Here is a 16,341-nt window from a genome sequence, read left to right as displayed (position 1 = left end):
AGCTTGTCGAGACCGGGTCTCGACAAGCTCGACCACCGAGGCGGACCGCCGTCTGCGTTCCCCCTGGCTTCGCCGTGGGCAGCACCGGTGCGCTGTAGGCGAAAACGGCGCCGAATCAGGAGTTCCGGCGGGCTGCGGCACGTTAGGGTCGAGCGACACGACGTCGTAGGACGTGGTCCAAAGACGAGAGTCAGAACCGAGGAGATGGACGTGAACGATCTGCTGCGGATGGATGCTGGGCCGGTAGCTCGGACGGAGGGTGCTGGCTTCGGGCTCAACGACTCCATCTACAACCGGCTGCTCAAGGAGCGCATCATCTGGCTGGGGTCGGAGGTGCGCGACGAGAACGCGAACGCGATCAGCGCGCAGATGATGCTTCTCGCGGCCGAGGACCCCGACAAGGACATCTGGCTGTACATCAACTCGCCCGGCGGCTCCATCACGGCCGGCATGGCGATCTACGACACCATGCAGTGGGTGAAGCCGGACGTCGCCACCGTCGCGATGGGTATGGCGGCCTCCATGGGTCAGTTCCTGCTGTCGTCGGGCGCCAAGGGCAAGCGGTACGCCACGCCCCACGCTCGCGTGATGATGCACCAGCCCTCGGGCGGCATCGGCGGCACCGCCACCGACGTGCGCATCAACGCGCAGCTCATCATGCACATGAAGAAGGTGCTCGCCGAGCTGACGGCCGAGCAGACCGGGCAGCCGCTCGAGACGATCATCAAGGACAACGACCGCGACAACTGGTTCACGGCCCCTGAGGCGCTGGAGTACGGCTTCATCGACCACGTCGTGGAGAGCGCCGCGTCGGTCTCCGGCGGCGGCGGCATGGCCAGCTGACCGCCCGGAAACGCAACCAGACTTTTATCGCGAGGAGAACGCCGTGAGTCCTGAAGCCCAGTTCGTCGCAGCCGCAGAGCGCCTTGCCGGCGCACGTGCCCACTCGGGCATGGGGCTGCCCTATGCCACCGCCGGCGCCATGCCGTCCGCACGCTACGTGCTCCCGCAGTTCGAGGAGCGCACCGCGTACGGCTTCAAGCGCCAGGACCCGTACACCAAGCTGTTCGAGGACCGCATCATCTTCCTGGGTGTCCAGGTCGACGACGCGTCCGCGGACGACGTCATGGCCCAGCTGCTGGTCCTGGAGACCCAGGACCCGGACCGCGACGTGATCCTGTACATCAACTCGCCGGGCGGCTCGTTCACGGCCATGACGGCGCTGTACGACACCATGCAGTTCATCAAGCCGCAGATCCAGACCGTGTGCCTGGGCCAGGCGGCCTCAGCCGCCGCGGTGCTGCTGGCCGCCGGCCAGCCGGGCAAGCGCCTGGCGCTGCCGAACTCGCGCGTGCTGATCCACCAGCCCGCGATGGAGGGTGGCGGCTACGCGCAGGCCTCGGACATCGAGATCCACGCGAACGAGCTCATCCGCATGCGCGAGTGGCTCGAGCTGACGCTGGCCACGCACAGCGGCAAGTCGGTCGAAGAGGTTCGCGAGGACATCGAGCGCGACAAGATCCTCACCGCCGCACAGGCCAAGGACTACGGCCTGGTCGACGAGGTGCTCCAGTCGCGCAAGCCTGTTGCGGTCGTGACGAACTGACCACTCCGGTCGGTTCCGTCGAGATCGCATCCCGGCGCCGGGGCAGCTCCACCAATACCGGTGGACGGCAGGCCCCGGCGTCGGGCATTGTGGGAGTCGCTGCACAGATCATGACAAAATTGTCATGATGTGGTGAATGTCGGTCGTGCGACCCGCCGGGCCGCTGGGCTGACAATGAGCCACAGGTGGTGTGGAATGGATCTGAGACCGCTCGACGTTGCGGATCTGCTGGGTCAGCCGGCCTGTGCGGGACTCCGTGAGGGTGCACAAGGCGAGGAGACAGGTAGTGGTGCGAATCGGTGACGGCGCGGAACTGCTGAAGTGCAACTTCTGCGGCAAGTCGCAGAAGCAGGTGAAGAAGCTGATCGCCGGGCCGGGCGTGTACATCTGCGACGAGTGCATCGAGCTGTGCAACGAGATCATCGAGGAAGAGCTGGGTGAGGCGGCCGAGCTCGGGTTGACCGAGCTGCCCAAGCCACGCGAGATCTTCGACTTCCTCGAGCAGTACATCATCGGCCAGGACCCCGCCAAGCGCGCCCTGGCCGTTGCTGTCTACAACCACTACAAGCGGATCCAGGCCGGCGAGGCCGGCCGGTCGATCAGCCCGGACGACCAGGACCCGGTAGAGATCGCCAAGTCGAACATCCTGCTCATCGGCCCCACGGGCACGGGCAAGACCTACCTGGCGCAGACGCTCGCGAAGATGCTGAACGTGCCGTTCGCCATCGCCGACGCGACAGCCCTCACCGAGGCCGGCTACGTGGGCGAGGACGTCGAGAACATCCTGCTGAAGCTCATCCAGGCCGCGGACTACGACGTCAAGAAGGCCGAGACGGGCATCATCTACATCGACGAGGTCGACAAGGTGGCCCGCAAGGCGGAGAACCCGTCGATCACGCGAGACGTGTCCGGCGAGGGGGTGCAGCAGGCGCTCCTGAAGATCATCGAGGGCACCACCGCCTCGGTGCCGCCGCAGGGCGGGCGCAAGCACCCGCACCAGGAGTTCATCCAGATCGACACGACGAACGTGCTGTTCATCGTGGCCGGCGCGTTCGCCGGGCTGGACGACATCGTCGCCGCCCGGTCCCGCAAGCGCGGCATCGGCTTCAGCGCCCCCATGGAGTCCATCGCGGGCGACGAGGACCTGTTCGCCGAGGTCCGGCCCGAGGACCTGCAGAAATACGGCCTGATCCCCGAGTTCATCGGCCGGCTGCCCGTCATCGCGTCCGTCTCGCCGCTTGACCGCGACGCGCTGGTACGGATCCTGACGGAGCCGAAGAACGCGCTCGTGAAGCAGTACAAGCGCATGTTCGAGATCGACGGCGTGGAGCTCGAGTTCGACGAGCCCTCCGTCGGTGCCATCGCCGAGCAGGCCCTGCTCCGGGGCACCGGAGCGCGCGGCCTGCGGGCCATCATGGAAGAAGTGCTCCAGCAGGTCATGTTCGACGTGCCGAGCCGCGATGACGTCGAGCGCGTGCTGATCACGCGCGACGTGGTGCTCGACAACGTGAACCCGACGGTGGTCCCGCGCAAGAGCCCGGTCCGAGGCCGCCAGCCCCGCGAGAAGAGCGCGTAACAAGACCCCCCAGAACGAGAACGCCTGCCCCGTTCGTTGAGTGCTGGATATTTGTTGGATCGAGTCCGCTGACTCAACAAATACCCAGCACTCAACGAACGGGGCAGGCGCTTTGGTGGTGACGTCAGCGGGCGGGGGCCGGGTGGGGCGCTTCGACCGGGGCGCCGTACAGGGCGTCGACCGTGCCCGCGAAGTCGGCGAGCACCTTGGCGCGCTTCACCTTGATGGACGGCGTGAGGTACCCGTTGGCCTCGGTGAAGTCGATGTCGAGCACCGTGATCTTACGGATCGACTCGGCCTTGGACACCGCCTCGTTCGCGTGGGCGACCACCTTGTCGAGCTCGGCCAGCACCTTCGGGTGCACGCGGGCTTCGTCGACCGACAGCTTCGGCAAGCCGTTCGCCGCGCACCAGCCGGGCAGCATCTCGGCGTCGAGCGTGACGAGCGCGCCGATGAACGGGCGCTGGTCGCCGACGACGACGACCTGGCTCACGATCGGGTGGGCGCGCATGCGGTCCTCGAGGACCGCCGGGGCGACGTTCTTGCCGCCCGCGGTCACGATGATCTCCTTCTTGCGGCCGGTGATGTGCAGGTAGCCGTGCTCGTCGATGCTGCCCAGGTCGCCCGTGCGGAACCAGCCGTCGACGAACGTCTCCGCGGTCAGGTTCGGCTGGTTGCGGTAGCCACGGAAGATGTGCGGGCCGCGCAGCAGCACCTCGCCGTCGTCGGCGATGTTGATGTCCGTGCCGAAGAAGGCCGGGCCCACGGAGCCGATCACCTGTCGGTTCGGCCGGTTGACCGTCGTCGGGGCGGTGGTCTCCGTCAGTCCGTAGCCCTCCAGGATGGTGACGCACGAGCCGCGGAAGAAGTGGCCGAGCCGTTCGCCGAGCGGCGCGCCGCCGGAGACCGCCCACTGGAGCTGGCCACCCATGGTCGCCTTGAGCTTGCTGAAGACGAGCCGGTCGGCGATCGCGTGCCTCGCCCTGAGCGCCCGGTCCGGGCCGGACGGCGTGTCCAGGGCCCGCGAGTAGTCCCCGGCGACCCGGGCGGCCCACGCGAAGATCCTGGCCTTGAGGCCCGACGCCGACGCCTTCTGCTCCGCGCTGTTGTAGACCTTCTCGAAGACGCGCGGCACGGCCAGGAGATAGGTCGGGCGGAACGAGCCGAGGTCGCTGACGAGGTTCTTGATGTCCGGGGCATGACCGAGGACGGCGTTCCCGGCGATGGTCGCGATCTCCACGTAGCGCGCGAACACGTGCGCGAGCGGCAGGAACAGGAGCGTGCGGGCGTTCTCGGCGCGCAGCAGCTCCGGGATGCCGATCGCGGCGTTCATTGCCAGGTGCGCGAAGTTGCCGTGCGTCAGCTCGACGCCCTTGGGCCGGCCGGTGGAGCCCGAGGTGTAGATGATGGTCGCCAGGTCGTCACGGCGGACGGCGTCGCGCCGCTCGGCCACGATGCCGGCCGAGAGGTTGGTGCCGGCCTTGCGCAGGTCGAGCACCGCGTCGTCGTCGATGAGGAGGATGTTGGCGAGGGTCGGCAGGTGGGGACGCACGCTCCGGACGGTCTCGGCATGCGCGCTGGACTCGACGATGACCAGGCGGACGTCGGCGTCGGACAGGATCCACTGCACCTGCTCGGCGGACGACGTCTCGTAGACCGGCACGGCGACCGCGCCGGCGGCCCAGATGGCGAAGTCGATCAGCGTCCACTCGTACCGGGTGCGCGACATGATCGCCACGCGGTCGCCGGCCTCGATGCCGCGGGCCACGAGGCCACGGGCGACGGCCTGCACCTCGTCCTCGAACTGCCGCGCGGAGACCGCGATCCAGGGACCGTCGGGGGTCTCGCGCCGCTCGATGAGCGCCTCGTCTCCGGAGCGGGCCACACGGTCCGCGAGGATGGTGTTGATGCTGGTGCTCTCCGGCACCTCCACCAAGGCCGGCGACGAGACGAGTGTCATCTGCTGCTCTCCGTTGAAGTCTTGAAGAGGTGAAGCCACAGTACTGGGCCTTCACCAAGTTGCGTGCCTGCTCGCCAGACTGTAGCCGATCTACGTCGCAGGTCGGAACAGGCTTCGCGGGTTGCCCCCTCGGGCAGATAGCCTCTTCTTGTGTCAGACAACGAACCGACCAGCGTCCCGGTGCCGTCCGAGATCATCCGGCTCCGCGGGAGCATCGACAACATCGACGCCGCGCTGGTGTACCTCCTGGCCGAACGGTTCAGGGTGACCCGGCGGGTGGGCGAGCTCAAGGCCGTCGGTGGCCTGCCCCCGGCGGACCCGGCACGCGAGAAGGAGCAGATCGCGCGGCTCACGAGCATCGCGGAGGAGTCGGGGCTCGACCCCGAGTTCGCCGAGCAGTTCCGCCAGTTCATCGTGAGCGAGGTGATCCGCCACCACGAGCTGATCGCCGCGGAGCACAAGGGCGAGAACCTGCCTGAGGTCGACACATACGCTTGAAGGGGCTAGAAATTAGCTACGCTTTACTCTTTGCGGATATGCGCTCGACGTTGGGTGGTTGAAATTTGGTGCCCAGGTCACAAGCAATTCCGGCAGGGGGGTGGCGTGCGCCCGCGATTCGTCGTTTCCTGGAGGGAACGCCGGGGCGAGGTATGCGGTAGGGCATCATCTCGACCTCGGCGGGAGACGCGGAGGTTCGAATGAAGATCGACTGGCTCAAACCCCTCCTCGGCCACCCGGGTCCCTTCGTGACCCTGCACTTGGACGCCACGCCGTCCGAGCAGGCCGCCGAACGCGACGTCGAAGGCCGATGGAACGCGGCCCGCAAGGAGCTGGCGCAACAGGGCGCTCCTGCGGCCGTGCTGGACGCGGTCGCGGAGGTGGTGCTCAGGCCCACGCGGGTCCCGGGGCCGCATGGCCGGGTCGTCATCGCCGACGACACCGGGGTGCTGGTAGACCGAGTGGTCAACAACCCGCCGACCGCCACGACGTGCTCGTGGGCGCAAGTGCCCGCACTGCTGCAGGCCGCGCTCGCCGCCGACGAGTCGGTGGAGCTGCTCAAGGTGGCCGTGGACCGGCAAGGGGCGGACTTCTTCCGCTCGGGGCCGAGCGGCAAGGTGCACAGGACCTTCCAGGCGCCGCACGACGAGATCGAGAAGTCCGGGTCCAACGAGGTGAAGCGGGCACGCATCGAGTCGCGCGCCGAGGACTCGTGGGAGCGCAACGCGGTGGCCGTAGCGGCGGAGATCGAGCGGCACGTGGCCGAGACCAGGCCCGAGCTGGTGCTGCTCACGGGGGACAAGCGCGCGGTGTCCCTGGCCCGCGCGGCGCTGACGCCGCCGACCACCGAGAGGGTGATCGAGGTGTCGGGCGGCGGGCGCGGCGGCGGGGTGCGCGAGGGTGCGTTCGCCGAGCGGGTCGGCGAGGCCCTCGACTCCTACCGGGAGCGGCGCCGGGAACGTGTGCTGGCGGAGCTGCGGCAGGAGCTGGGCCGCGAGTCCAACGCCGTCACCTCGGTGGACGACGTCGTGGCGGTGCTCGCCCGCGGGCAGGTCAAGGAGCTCGTCCTGGCCGAGGAGTACGGCACAGGCAGCTCGTGGATGATCGGGCGCACGCTCTGGATCGGGCCGGACCCGATGCACATCGCGGCGTCCCGGTCCGATCTCGAGGACATCGGTGTGACGGAGCGGCTGGAGGAGCTGCCGGCGTCGGTGGCGTTCGTGCGGGCGGCAGTGGGGCAGGACGCCGGCCTGACGTTCGCGCCCGAAGGCTCGGTCGAGCTCATGGACGGCGTGGCCGCGACGCTGCGCTGGCGCGACGACGGCACCCCCACGGAGGCGCTCGTGAGCATGTCCGGCGACGCTCGACGGCGGCACTGACCCCCGGCGCGTGAATTCGGTGTGAATTCTCGGCCAGCTCTTGGGGACCAAAACCCCAGAACGGGCGCCGGTCCGTATGGAATTTCCGTTTTACCGCGTATGGGAAATTGTTGCGTTGGAATGTGTCCGTTTTGCCCATACACAGGGAAACGCATTATCGGTACGGTCTCGGGCCATGGGGATGATTCATTGTGAGTACGCGCGGCTTGCCGCGGACGACTTCGACAAGGCACGGACAGATCTGACCTGGGCGCTGGAGCACATCGACGAGCTCGCGGGCGAGTGGGTGCAGATGGACCTTCCGGCCCAGGAAGCGAGGTACTTCAGCATCGGCACCGTGTGGGGTCCGCTCCACACGGTGCTGCTGCAGCACGGCGGGATGCCCGTCGACCCGGTGCAGGGCGGTGCCGAGCTGGGATCCACCGACGGGATCACGCCGGTGCGGTACCTGGCTCCCGAGGACGTGGAGAAGGTCGCCGCGTTCCTCGGCGGCACGTCCTTCGACGCCCTGGCGCCGCTCGCCGACGCCGCCCAGGTGTGCGACGAGGACGTCTGCCCGGACCCGACCGAGCACGTCGCGGAGACCGACCCCGAGAGCCTCGGGAAGGCCTACGGCGAGCTCGCCGCGTTCTACGGCGCGGCCGCCAAGGCGGGCGACGCGGTAGTCCTGATGCTCAACTGACCTGAGGTTTCGCCGAAGTAGAGCGCCGGTCCTCGAGTCTCCCTGGCGTCACCAGGGAAGGTCGGGGACAGGCGCTCTACTTCGGCGAAACCGTCAGGGTCAGGCCTTGTTGCGGGGCGGGGCCTCGCCCAGCTCGCTCGACGTCACGACCATGCCGCCCTGGACAGCCTGGTCGCCCTGGCCCTCCGTGGTAGTCACGAGCTCGAGCGTGCCGGTGACCCGGCCCGCGGCCTTGATGTCCTCGACCGCCGTCTCCACCGCGGTGAGCGACCCGGCCGGGACGGCCAGCGACGCGGCCACGATGGGCGTGCGCATCGACGCCTTTGCCGCCGACTTGACCTTGCGCAGCGCCGCCAGGGCGTGGCCGGCTGCCGCGAGGTCGGCCGGGTTCGCAGTGCCCGCGGCGGAACGCAGCGGCTCCGCGACGGGCCACGGCGCGCGGTGCACCGAGCCCTCGCGCCACCAGGACCAGACCTCCTCCGCGGCGAACGGGAGGTAGGGAGCCAGCAGCCGGAGCATGGTGTCCAGCGCGATCGCCAGGGCGGTGCGGGCCGACGTCGTCTCCGGGGAGACGTCAGCCGAATCGGCGCCCGCGCCGTAGGCGCGGTCCTTGACGAGCTCCAGGTAGTCGTCGCAGAACGTCCAGAAGAACGTCTCGGTGAGCTCGAGCGCACGCGTGTGGTCGTAGGTCTCGAGCGCGGCCGTGGCCTGGTCGACGACGCCTGCCAGGCCGGCCAGCATCGACCGGTCCAGCGAGACCGTGACCGCCGCCGGGTCGAGCGCGATCTCGCTGCCCGCGCCGCCACCGAACGACAGCGCGAACTTCGAGGCGTTGAGGACCTTGATCGCCAGGCGGCGACCGATCTTCATCTGGCCCACCTCGAACGCCGCGTCCGTGCCCAGGCGAGCCGAGGCCGCCCAGTACCGCACCGCGTCCGAGCCGTGCTCCACGAGCAGGTCCATCGGCGTGACGACGTTGCCCTTGGACTTCGACATCTTCTTGCGGTCCGGGTCGAGGATCCAGCCGCTGATCGTCGCGTTCTTCCAGGGCAGCACCTTGTTCTCCAGGTGCGAGCGCACCACCGTGGAGAACAGCCAGGTGCGGATGATGTCCTGGCCCTGGGGGCGCAGGTCCATCGGGTAGACGCGGTCGAAGAGGTCCTGGTCCCGCTCCCAGCCGCCGACGATCTGCGGGCTCAGGGACGAGGTGGCCCAGGTGTCCATGACGTCGGCGTCGCCGACGAACCCGTCGGCTTGGCCGCGCTGGTCCTCCGTATAGCCGGCGGGCGCCTGCGAGGTCGGGTCGATCGGCAGCGACTCCTCGGCCGGCACGATCGGGTGGTCATAGTCGACCTCGCCGTTCGCGTCGACCGGGTACCACAGCGGGATCGCGACGCCGAAGAAGCGCTGGCGGCTCACCAGCCAGTCGCCGTTGAGGCCGTTGACCCAGTTCTCGTACCGCACCCGCATGAAGTCGGGGTGGAAGTCGAGCTCCTTGCCCCGGCCCAGCAGCTCCTCGCGCAGCGCCGCGTCGCGGCCGCCGTTGCGGATGTACCACTGGCGAGAGGTCACGATCTCGAGGGGCTTGTCGCCCTTCTCGAAGAAGTTGGCCTTGCGCTGCGTGGCCACCGGCTCGGTCGGCATGTCGCCCGACGCGGTGAGCGCGTCGACGATCGCGTTGCGGGCGCTGAAGGTCGTCTTGCCCGCGACCTCGGCCTCGAACAGCTCGGCGCCCGGGCCCGCCGGGAGCCACTGGGGCACCTCGCGCGTGATGCGCCCGTCGCGGTTGATGATCGAGCGCGTCGGGAGCTGCAGCTCGCGCCACCACTGCACGTCGGTGAGGTCACCGAAGGTGCAGCACATCGCGATGCCCGCGCCCTTGTCGGGCTCGGCCAGGTGGTGCGCGAGCACCGGGACCTCGACGCCGAACAGCGGAGACGTCACAGTGGTGCCGAACAGGTGCTGGTAGCGCTCGTCGTCGGGGTGCGCGATGAGCGCGACGACGGCGGGGATCAGCTCCGGGCGGGTGGTCTCGATGTAGACGGGTGCGCCGCCGGCCTGGTGGAAGGCGACCTTGTGGAAGTGACCGGGGTAGTCCCGGGCCTCGAGCTCGGCCTGCGCGACGGCGGTCTGGAACGTGACGTCCCACAGGCCCGGCGCCTCGGCCTGGTAGGCCTCGCCGCGCCGCAGGTTGCGCACGAACGCGCGCTGCGCCGTGGCGCGCGAGCCGTCCCCGATGGTCTGGTACGTCTGGGCCCAGTCCACCGAGATGCCGAGGCGACGCCACAGCTCCTCGAACTGCTTCTCGTCCTCGGCCGTCAGGCGCTCGCACAGCTCGACGAAGTTGCGGCGGCTGATCGGCACCTGGTCCGCGGCCTTGACGCTCTTGCCGGTGCCCTCGAACGGGGGAGTGAAGTCGGGGTCGTAGGGCAGCGACAGGTCGACGCGCACGCCGTAGTAGTTCTGGACGCGGCGCTCGGTGGGCAGGCCGTTGTCGTCCCAGCCCATGGGGTAGAAGACCTCGAGGCCGCGCATGCGCTTGTAGCGCGCCACGATGTCGGTGTGCGTGTAGCTGAACACGTGCCCCACGTGCAGGGAGCCCGACGCCGTGGGCGGCGGGGTGTCGATCGAGTAGATCTCGTCGCGGGTCTTGGTGCGGTCGAAGGCGAAGGTCTGCTCTGCGGTCCAGCGCTCGTCGAACTTGACCTCGAGCCCGTCCGTGCTGACCTTGTCCGGTACCTCCTTGACCACCGCGCGTACGACGTCGCCGCCGGCTACCGAGGCGGCCGAGGAGTCGAGGGCGGGTGTGGTCGCGGCCGGGTCCGTCGGCCCGGAGGAGGCAGGAATGCTCATGCGCACCAGTGTCCCAGATTCGAGCAAGCCGAAGTGCACGTTTTCCACAGGGTGAGGCGTCCGCCGTCGGGCAGTCGCGGGCCCGGTGTCAGGGGGCGAGACGTCTGCCACAGATTGTTCGAGATGGTCGATAGGTGCCAAAGGTGTGGACTATGGTTCTGCCGGGCCCGATCGGGGCCCGTCGTCGGAGCCCAGGAGATCTGTCGTGCGCATGTCGTGTTGTCGGTGCTCGCCGTACCGCCTCGCCGCCATGTCCCGTCGTCCGTAGGAGTCTCATGTCGCTCGACCGCTCCGACGAGCTGGTCGCTCCGACCCCGCCCGGCGCCAGGCTCGCCGTCGGCCGCGCGCCGCTTTGGCGCCGGCTCGCCCGCGACCGGTTCGCCCTGGCGGGCGGCGTCGTGGTCGTGGCCTATGCCGTCATCGCGCTGGCCGCGCCGCTGATCACGCGCGCGCTCGGCGTGGACCCGTACACCTACGACCTCGACGCGCTCGGCCCGACCGGGGCGCCCGCCGGGTCGCTGGGCGGCGTCGGTGCCGAGCACTGGTTCGGGGTCGAGCCCCTGACGGGCCGCGACCTGTTCGCGATAGTCGTCATGGGCTCGCGCACCTCGCTCCTGGTCGGGGTCGGCGCCACCGCCGTCTCGATGGTGGTCGGCACGGTGCTGGGCCTGGTCGCCGGCTACTTCGGCGGCTGGGTGGACTGGGTGGTGGCGCGCCTGATCGACATCCTCATCGGGCTGCCGGCGCTGGTCTTCATGATCGCGATCGGCGCCGTCGCGCCCGGCTGGTTCCCCCGCCTGCTCCTGCTGGTGCTGGTGATCGGGCTGTTCGGCTGGTCGTCGATCGCCCGCGTGGTGCGCGGGCAGACGATGGCGCTGCGCGCCTCGGGCTTCGTGCGCGCGTCGCAGGCACTCGGCGCCTCGCACGCGCACGTGCTGTTCCGTCAGGTGCTGCCGAACCTGGCGTCGACGATCGTGGTGTTCACGACCATCTCGATCCCGGGCGCGATCGGGGCCGAAGCAGCCCTCTCGTTCCTCGGCGTCGGCGTGCCGCCGCCCACGCCTTCGTGGGGCCGGCCGATCGGCGACGCCGTCACCTGGTTCTCCGTTGACCCCGTGTACCTGCTGTTCCCGGGCCTCGCGCTGTTCGGCATCACGCTCGCGTTCAACGCCTTCGGCGACGGGCTGCGCGACGCGCTCGACCCGCGGGGCGGCGGCGTCAAGCGGCGTCGTCGGCGAGGGGGCGCCCGATGAGGCTCACCAGGTTCCTCGCCACGCGGCTCGCGACGCTCGCGTTCGTGCTGCTCACCGTCTCGTTCCTCACCTACGCGCTGTTCGTGCTGCTGCCCGCCGACCCGGCGCAGCTCGCGTGCGGCAAGCCCTGCACGCCCGAGCGCCTGGAGACGGCGCGCGCGTTCATGGGGCTGGACAAGTCGGTCGTCGAGCAGTGGTGGGAGTTCGTGCGGGGCGTCTTCACCGGGCGCACCTACGGGTCGGCGGGCGCGACCATCGACTGCCCGCGGCCGTGCCTCGGCTACTCGTTCGCGCGCAGCACGCCCGTGACCGAGCTGATCGTGGGCCGGTTCGGCGTGACGGCGTCGCTCGCGATCGGCGCCGCGGTGCTCTGGCTGGTGGCCGGGGTCGGCGCCGGCGCCGTGGCGGCCGTCCGGCGCGGTACCGCCCTGGACCGCGGGCTCATGGTCGCCGCGATCACCGGGGTCTCCGCGCCGAGCTACCTGGTGGGCCTGCTCGGAATCCTGCTGTTCGGCTTCACGCTCGACATGGTGCCGGTGTCCGGCTACGTGCCGTTCGCCGAGAGCCCAGTGGACTGGGCGTGGCACCTGGTGCTGCCGTGGGCGGTGCTGGCGCTGCTGTCCGCCGCGGTCTACACGCGGCTGACGCGCTCCCAGATGCTGGAGGAGCTCGGCTCGCCGTACGTCCGCACGGCCCGCGCCAAGGGCATCTCCGAGCGCCGGGTGGTGACGCGGCACGCGCTGCGCAACGCCGCGATTCCCGTGGTCACGCTGTTCGCGCTGGACCTCGGTGCCCTGCTGGGCGGCGCGGTCATCACCGAGCGCGTGTTCTCGATGCCCGGGCTCGGCGCCCTGCTCATGGAGGCGGTGGGCACCACCGACGTGCCGCTGCTGGTGGGCGTCACGGTCTTCACGGCGGCGATCGTCGTGGTCGCGAACCTGGCGGTCGACGTCGTCTACGGCGTGCTCGACCCGCGGGTGCGGCGCGGAGGGAGAGCCCGATGACCCAGCGATGTCGCCGGTGACGCCCCACGCCGGGCAGGACGGCCGGCCACCTCAGACACCCAGCAGAGACGAGAAGGAACCCATGAACAACGCATCACGCACCGAACGCAGGCCCGCCCGCCGCGTGGCGGTCGCCGGAATCGCCGTCGCCGCTGTGCTGGCCCTGACGGCCTGCAACGCGAACTCCCAGCCAGGCGCGGCCTCGAGCGACGAGGCGACCGCCGTCCAGCAGGGCGGCGAGCTGCACATCCTCACCGCCAACCCCGCGATCAACTGGGACCCCGCCACGAGCCAGAACCTCGCGATCACCACACTCGGCCTGGTCGAGCGCCGGCTGACCTCGTGGAAGACCAACGCCGACGGCAGCACCGAGGTGGTGCCGGACCTCGCGACGGACACCGGCACGCCGTCGGACGACGGAGCTACCTGGACCTACACCCTCAAGGACGACCTGAAGTTCGAGGACGGGACGCCGATCACCTCGGCGGACGTCAAGTACTCGGTCGAGCGCTCGTTCGCGCCCGAGCTGTCGGGCGGCCTGAGCTACCACAAGGGGCTGCTGGAGGGCGCCGACGAGTACAGCGGACCGTTCCAGGGCAAGCAGCTCGACTCCGTCGAGACGCCGGACGACAAGACGATCGTGTTCCACCTGGACAGCGCGTACGGCGACTGGCCGTGGATCGTGTCCATGCCTGCGTTCGGCGCGGTGCCGGACGGCGAGGGCGACGTCGAGACCTACACGACCGAGCCCGTCGCCACCGGTCCGTACCGCGTGGCTAAGACCGTCGAGGGCACCTCGGTGACCCTGGAGCGCAACTCCGAGTGGGACCAGGCGACGGACGAGGCCCGCACCGCGGGGCCGGACTCCATAGTGTTCGAGCTGGGCCAGGACGAGACGGTCGTGGCGCAGCGGCTCATCGCCGACTCGGGCGACGACGCCTCCGCGTTCGGCGCCACGTTCGTGCCGCCCGCGCAGCTCGCGCAGGTGCAGCAGGGCCCGGCCAAGGACCGGCTGGTCACGTCGGGTCCCGGGGCGCTCGCGTACCTCGCGATCAACACAGAGGCCAAGGGCCTGGACGACCTCGACGTCCGCAAGGCGATCAGCCTGGCCGTCGACAAGAACGCCTATCGCGTCGCGTCGGGCGGCGAGATCGCGGGCGACGTCGCGACGACGCTCGTCACGCCCGGCATCCCGGGGCGCGAGGAGTACTCGAACGGCGTGAACGACGTCGCCCCGGAGGGCGATGTCAAGCAGGCCAAGACCCTGCTGGACGACGCCGGGTGGTCGGGCCGCGAGCTGCGCCTCGTGGTGACCGACGACGCCCCGACGCTCGCCCAGGCCCAGGCGATCCAGCAGGGCCTGGAGCGGGCCGGGCTGAAGGTGACCATCGTGCCGCAGGCCGAGGACGTGTGGACGGAGACGACCACACAGGGCGACGGCTCCGGCTACGACCTCACGCTGTCGTCGTGGCAGCCGGACTTCCCGAGCGCGAACGGCAACATCCAGCCGCTGTTCGACTCCTCGCAGATCGGAGACGGCGGGTACAACCTGGCCCGCTACGCCAACCCGGAGGCCGACGACCTGATCGAGCAGGCCACGCAGGAGACCGATACCGACGCGGCCGCCGCGCTGTGGGTCGAGGCCGACAAGCTCATCCTGGGCGACGCCCCGGTGGTCCCCTTGATCTACACGAAGAACTCGTTCCTGCACGGTTCGAAGGTCGAGAACTTCCGGATCCCGGACTTCCCGGCGTACCCGAACTACCTGCAGGTCTCGCTGGCCCCGTGACCAGCCCGGTGAACGACGGACAGCCCCTCCTGCGGGTGGAGGGGCTGTCCGTCGTGTTCGACGACGCCGCGGCACCCGCCGTCGACGACGTGTCCTGGGCGCTGCGCCCCGGACGGGTGACAGCCCTGGTGGGCGAGTCCGGCTCGGGCAAGACGGTGTCCGCGATGGCGGTGCTCGGGCTGCTGCCGGACGGCGCGGAGGTGGGCGGGTCGATCCGGCTTGGCGGGTCGATCGGGGACGGCGCGGACGGCGGGCCGGGCGCGGCCGGTTCCGACGGTGCGGCCGCCGAGCTGGTCGGGGCGACGCCGGAGGCGTTCCGGGACGTGCGGGGCGCCGTGCTCGCGCTCGTCTCGCAGGAGCCGATGAGCGCCTGGAACCCCGTGCTGAGCGTCGGCGACCAGGTCGCCGAGGCGCTACAGGCGCACCAGCGCGGGCCGGCCCGGCTGTCCCGGCGCGCGGCGCAGGAGCGCGTCCTCGAGCTGCTGGCCGAGGCCGGGCTGCGCGACCCGGAGCGCGTCGCCGAGTCCTACCCGCACCAGCTCTCCGGCGGGCAGCTCCAGCGCGCGCTCATCGCGATGGGGCTGTCGCAGGACCCGGTGGCGATCATCGCGGACGAGCCGACGACGGCCCTGGACGTCACCGTCCAGGCCGGGATCCTCGACCTGCTGCGGCGGCTGCGGGACGAGCGGGGGACCGCGGTCCTGCTGATCACGCACGACATGGGAGTGGTGGCCGACCTCGCGGACGACGTGGTCGTCATGCGCGCCGGGCGGGTCGTGGAGGCCGGGTCCGTGCGCGAGCTGTTCGCCGCGCCGCGCGAGGAGTACACGCGCACGCTGCTGGCGGCGGTGCCGCGGCTGGGCGGGGCGTTGGTGGTGGAGCCGGTCGGGATCTCGTCGTCGGTAGGCGAGGGCTCGACCGGTGGGGGTGCCGTGCTGCTCGACGACGTCACCGTGACCTACGGCGGGCGCCGCTCGGTGGTCGCGGCCGACGGCGTGACGCTCCGGATCGGGCGCGGCGAGGTGCTGGGTCTGGTGGGGGAGTCAGGCTCGGGCAAGTCGACCCTCGGCCAGGTCGTCGCGGGCCTGCTGCGGCCGACGTCGGGCCGGGTCGTGGTGGACGGCGTCGACCTAGCGCGGGCCACACGCGGGGAGCGCGCGGAACGGCGTCGGGCCACCGGGGTCGTGTTCCAGGACCCGGCCTCGACGCTGAACCCGCGCTGGACCGTGGCTCAGTCGGTCGACGAGCCGCTGCGCCTGCACTCCGGCCTGGACCGGGGTGCGCGGGACGCACGCGTGCGCGAGCTGCTGGAGCTGGTCCGGCTGGGGCCGGAGTACGCACGGCGGTACCCGCACGAGCTGTCCGGCGGGCAGCGGCAGCGCGTCGCGATCGCGCGGGCCGTGGCGCTCGGGCCGGCGGTACTCGTGGCGGATGAGCCGACGTCCGCCCTCGACGTCTCCGTGCAGGCGCACGTGCTGGAGACGTTCCGCGACCTGCAGGCGGAGCTCGGGTTCGCGTGCCTGTTCGTGTCGCACGACCTCGCGGTCGTGGAACAGGTAGCCGACCGGGTCGCCGTCATGCGGGCGGGGCGCATCGTCGAGAACGGGCCGACGGCGCAGGTGCTGGGCGCCCCCGCCGACTCGTACACGCGCGCGCTCTTGGCTGCCGCGCCGGTCGCGGACCCGGACGCGCAGGCGCGGCGCCGGGCGGCGCGCGTTTGACTGGGTGCTGGTCGAGCGAG

12 protein-coding genes are annotated in these 16,341 nt (G+C 70.4%); 10 read left to right on the top strand and 2 right to left on the bottom strand.

The features are described from left to right. Positions 1–204: 204 nt before the first annotated feature. The 3 genes from ACFT2C_RS17635 (at position 205) to clpX (ending at position 3,182) form a co-directional block, all read left to right on the top strand. Positions 205–843 carry an ATP-dependent Clp protease proteolytic subunit gene (locus tag ACFT2C_RS17635; protein ID WP_377208368.1) on the top strand — a complete coding sequence of 213 codons (639 nt, stop codon included), beginning with the start codon at positions 205–207 and terminating at the stop codon, positions 841–843. A 43-nt stretch (positions 844–886) separates the two neighbouring features. Continuing rightward, complete coding sequence (locus tag ACFT2C_RS17630; RefSeq protein WP_377208367.1) at positions 887–1,606, top strand: ATP-dependent Clp protease proteolytic subunit; 720 nt, start codon at positions 887–889, stop codon at positions 1,604–1,606. A gap of 286 nt (positions 1,607–1,892) precedes the next feature. Further along, entirely contained in the window at positions 1,893–3,182 is a 1,290-nt protein-coding gene (clpX, locus tag ACFT2C_RS17625; protein ID WP_377208366.1) for an ATP-dependent Clp protease ATP-binding subunit ClpX, read from the top strand. Between the two features lie 124 nt (positions 3,183–3,306). Here the strand turns inward: clpX and ACFT2C_RS17620 are convergent, their stop codons facing one another. Next, positions 3,307–5,142, bottom strand: coding sequence for an AMP-dependent synthetase/ligase (locus tag ACFT2C_RS17620; protein ID WP_377208365.1), 1,836 nt, complete (start codon positions 5,140–5,142; stop codon positions 3,307–3,309). A 150-nt stretch (positions 5,143–5,292) separates the two neighbouring features. Between ACFT2C_RS17620 and ACFT2C_RS17615 the strand changes: the two genes are divergently transcribed. The 3 genes from ACFT2C_RS17615 to ACFT2C_RS17605 all read left to right on the top strand — a co-directional run bounded on the left by ACFT2C_RS17615 (position 5,293) and on the right by ACFT2C_RS17605 (position 7,701). After that, entirely contained in the window at positions 5,293–5,640 is a 348-nt protein-coding gene (locus ACFT2C_RS17615; RefSeq protein WP_377208364.1) for a chorismate mutase, read from the top strand. A 200-nt stretch (positions 5,641–5,840) separates the two neighbouring features. Continuing rightward, positions 5,841–7,019 carry a hypothetical protein gene (locus tag ACFT2C_RS17610; protein WP_377208363.1) on the top strand — a complete coding sequence of 393 codons (1,179 nt, stop codon included), beginning with the start codon at positions 5,841–5,843 and terminating at the stop codon, positions 7,017–7,019. 175 nt (positions 7,020–7,194) lie between these two features. Beyond that, positions 7,195–7,701 carry a DUF1877 family protein gene (locus ACFT2C_RS17605; protein WP_377208362.1) on the top strand — a complete coding sequence of 169 codons (507 nt, stop codon included), beginning with the start codon at positions 7,195–7,197 and terminating at the stop codon, positions 7,699–7,701. Positions 7,702–7,800: 99 nt separating this feature from the next. Here the strand turns inward: ACFT2C_RS17605 and valS are convergent, their stop codons facing one another. Further along, positions 7,801–10,554, bottom strand: coding sequence for a valine--tRNA ligase (valS, locus tag ACFT2C_RS17600; protein WP_377208361.1), 2,754 nt, complete (start codon positions 10,552–10,554; stop codon positions 7,801–7,803). 275 nt (positions 10,555–10,829) lie between these two features. On the opposite strand from valS, the gene ACFT2C_RS17595 reads away from it, so the two are divergent. The 4 genes from ACFT2C_RS17595 to ACFT2C_RS17580 all read left to right on the top strand — a co-directional run bounded on the left by ACFT2C_RS17595 (position 10,830) and on the right by ACFT2C_RS17580 (position 16,321). Further along, complete coding sequence (locus ACFT2C_RS17595; protein ID WP_377208360.1) at positions 10,830–11,807, top strand: ABC transporter permease; 978 nt, start codon at positions 10,830–10,832, stop codon at positions 11,805–11,807. Then, on the top strand, positions 11,804–12,811 hold the full coding sequence (locus ACFT2C_RS17590) for an ABC transporter permease (RefSeq protein WP_377208359.1): 1,008 nt from the start codon (positions 11,804–11,806) through the stop codon (positions 12,809–12,811). The genes ACFT2C_RS17595 and ACFT2C_RS17590 overlap by 4 nt, the downstream gene beginning before the upstream one ends. Positions 12,812–12,893: 82 nt before the next feature. After that, positions 12,894–14,600, top strand: coding sequence for an ABC transporter substrate-binding protein (locus tag ACFT2C_RS17585; RefSeq protein WP_377208358.1), 1,707 nt, complete (start codon positions 12,894–12,896; stop codon positions 14,598–14,600). Beyond that, a complete protein-coding gene (locus ACFT2C_RS17580; RefSeq protein WP_377208357.1) occupies positions 14,597–16,321 on the top strand; it encodes a dipeptide ABC transporter ATP-binding protein in 1,725 nt (574 codons plus the stop codon). Before ACFT2C_RS17585 ends, ACFT2C_RS17580 begins: the two co-directional genes overlap by 4 nt. The last annotated feature ends 20 nt before the right edge of the window (positions 16,322–16,341 follow it).

This window comes from Promicromonospora sp. NPDC057138, assembly GCF_042670845.1.
In the GTDB taxonomy this organism is placed as follows: domain Bacteria; phylum Actinomycetota; class Actinomycetes; order Actinomycetales; family Cellulomonadaceae; genus Promicromonospora.
Note: the sequence above shows the minus strand (reverse complement) of the source record. Positions and strands in the feature narration are given on the sequence as shown.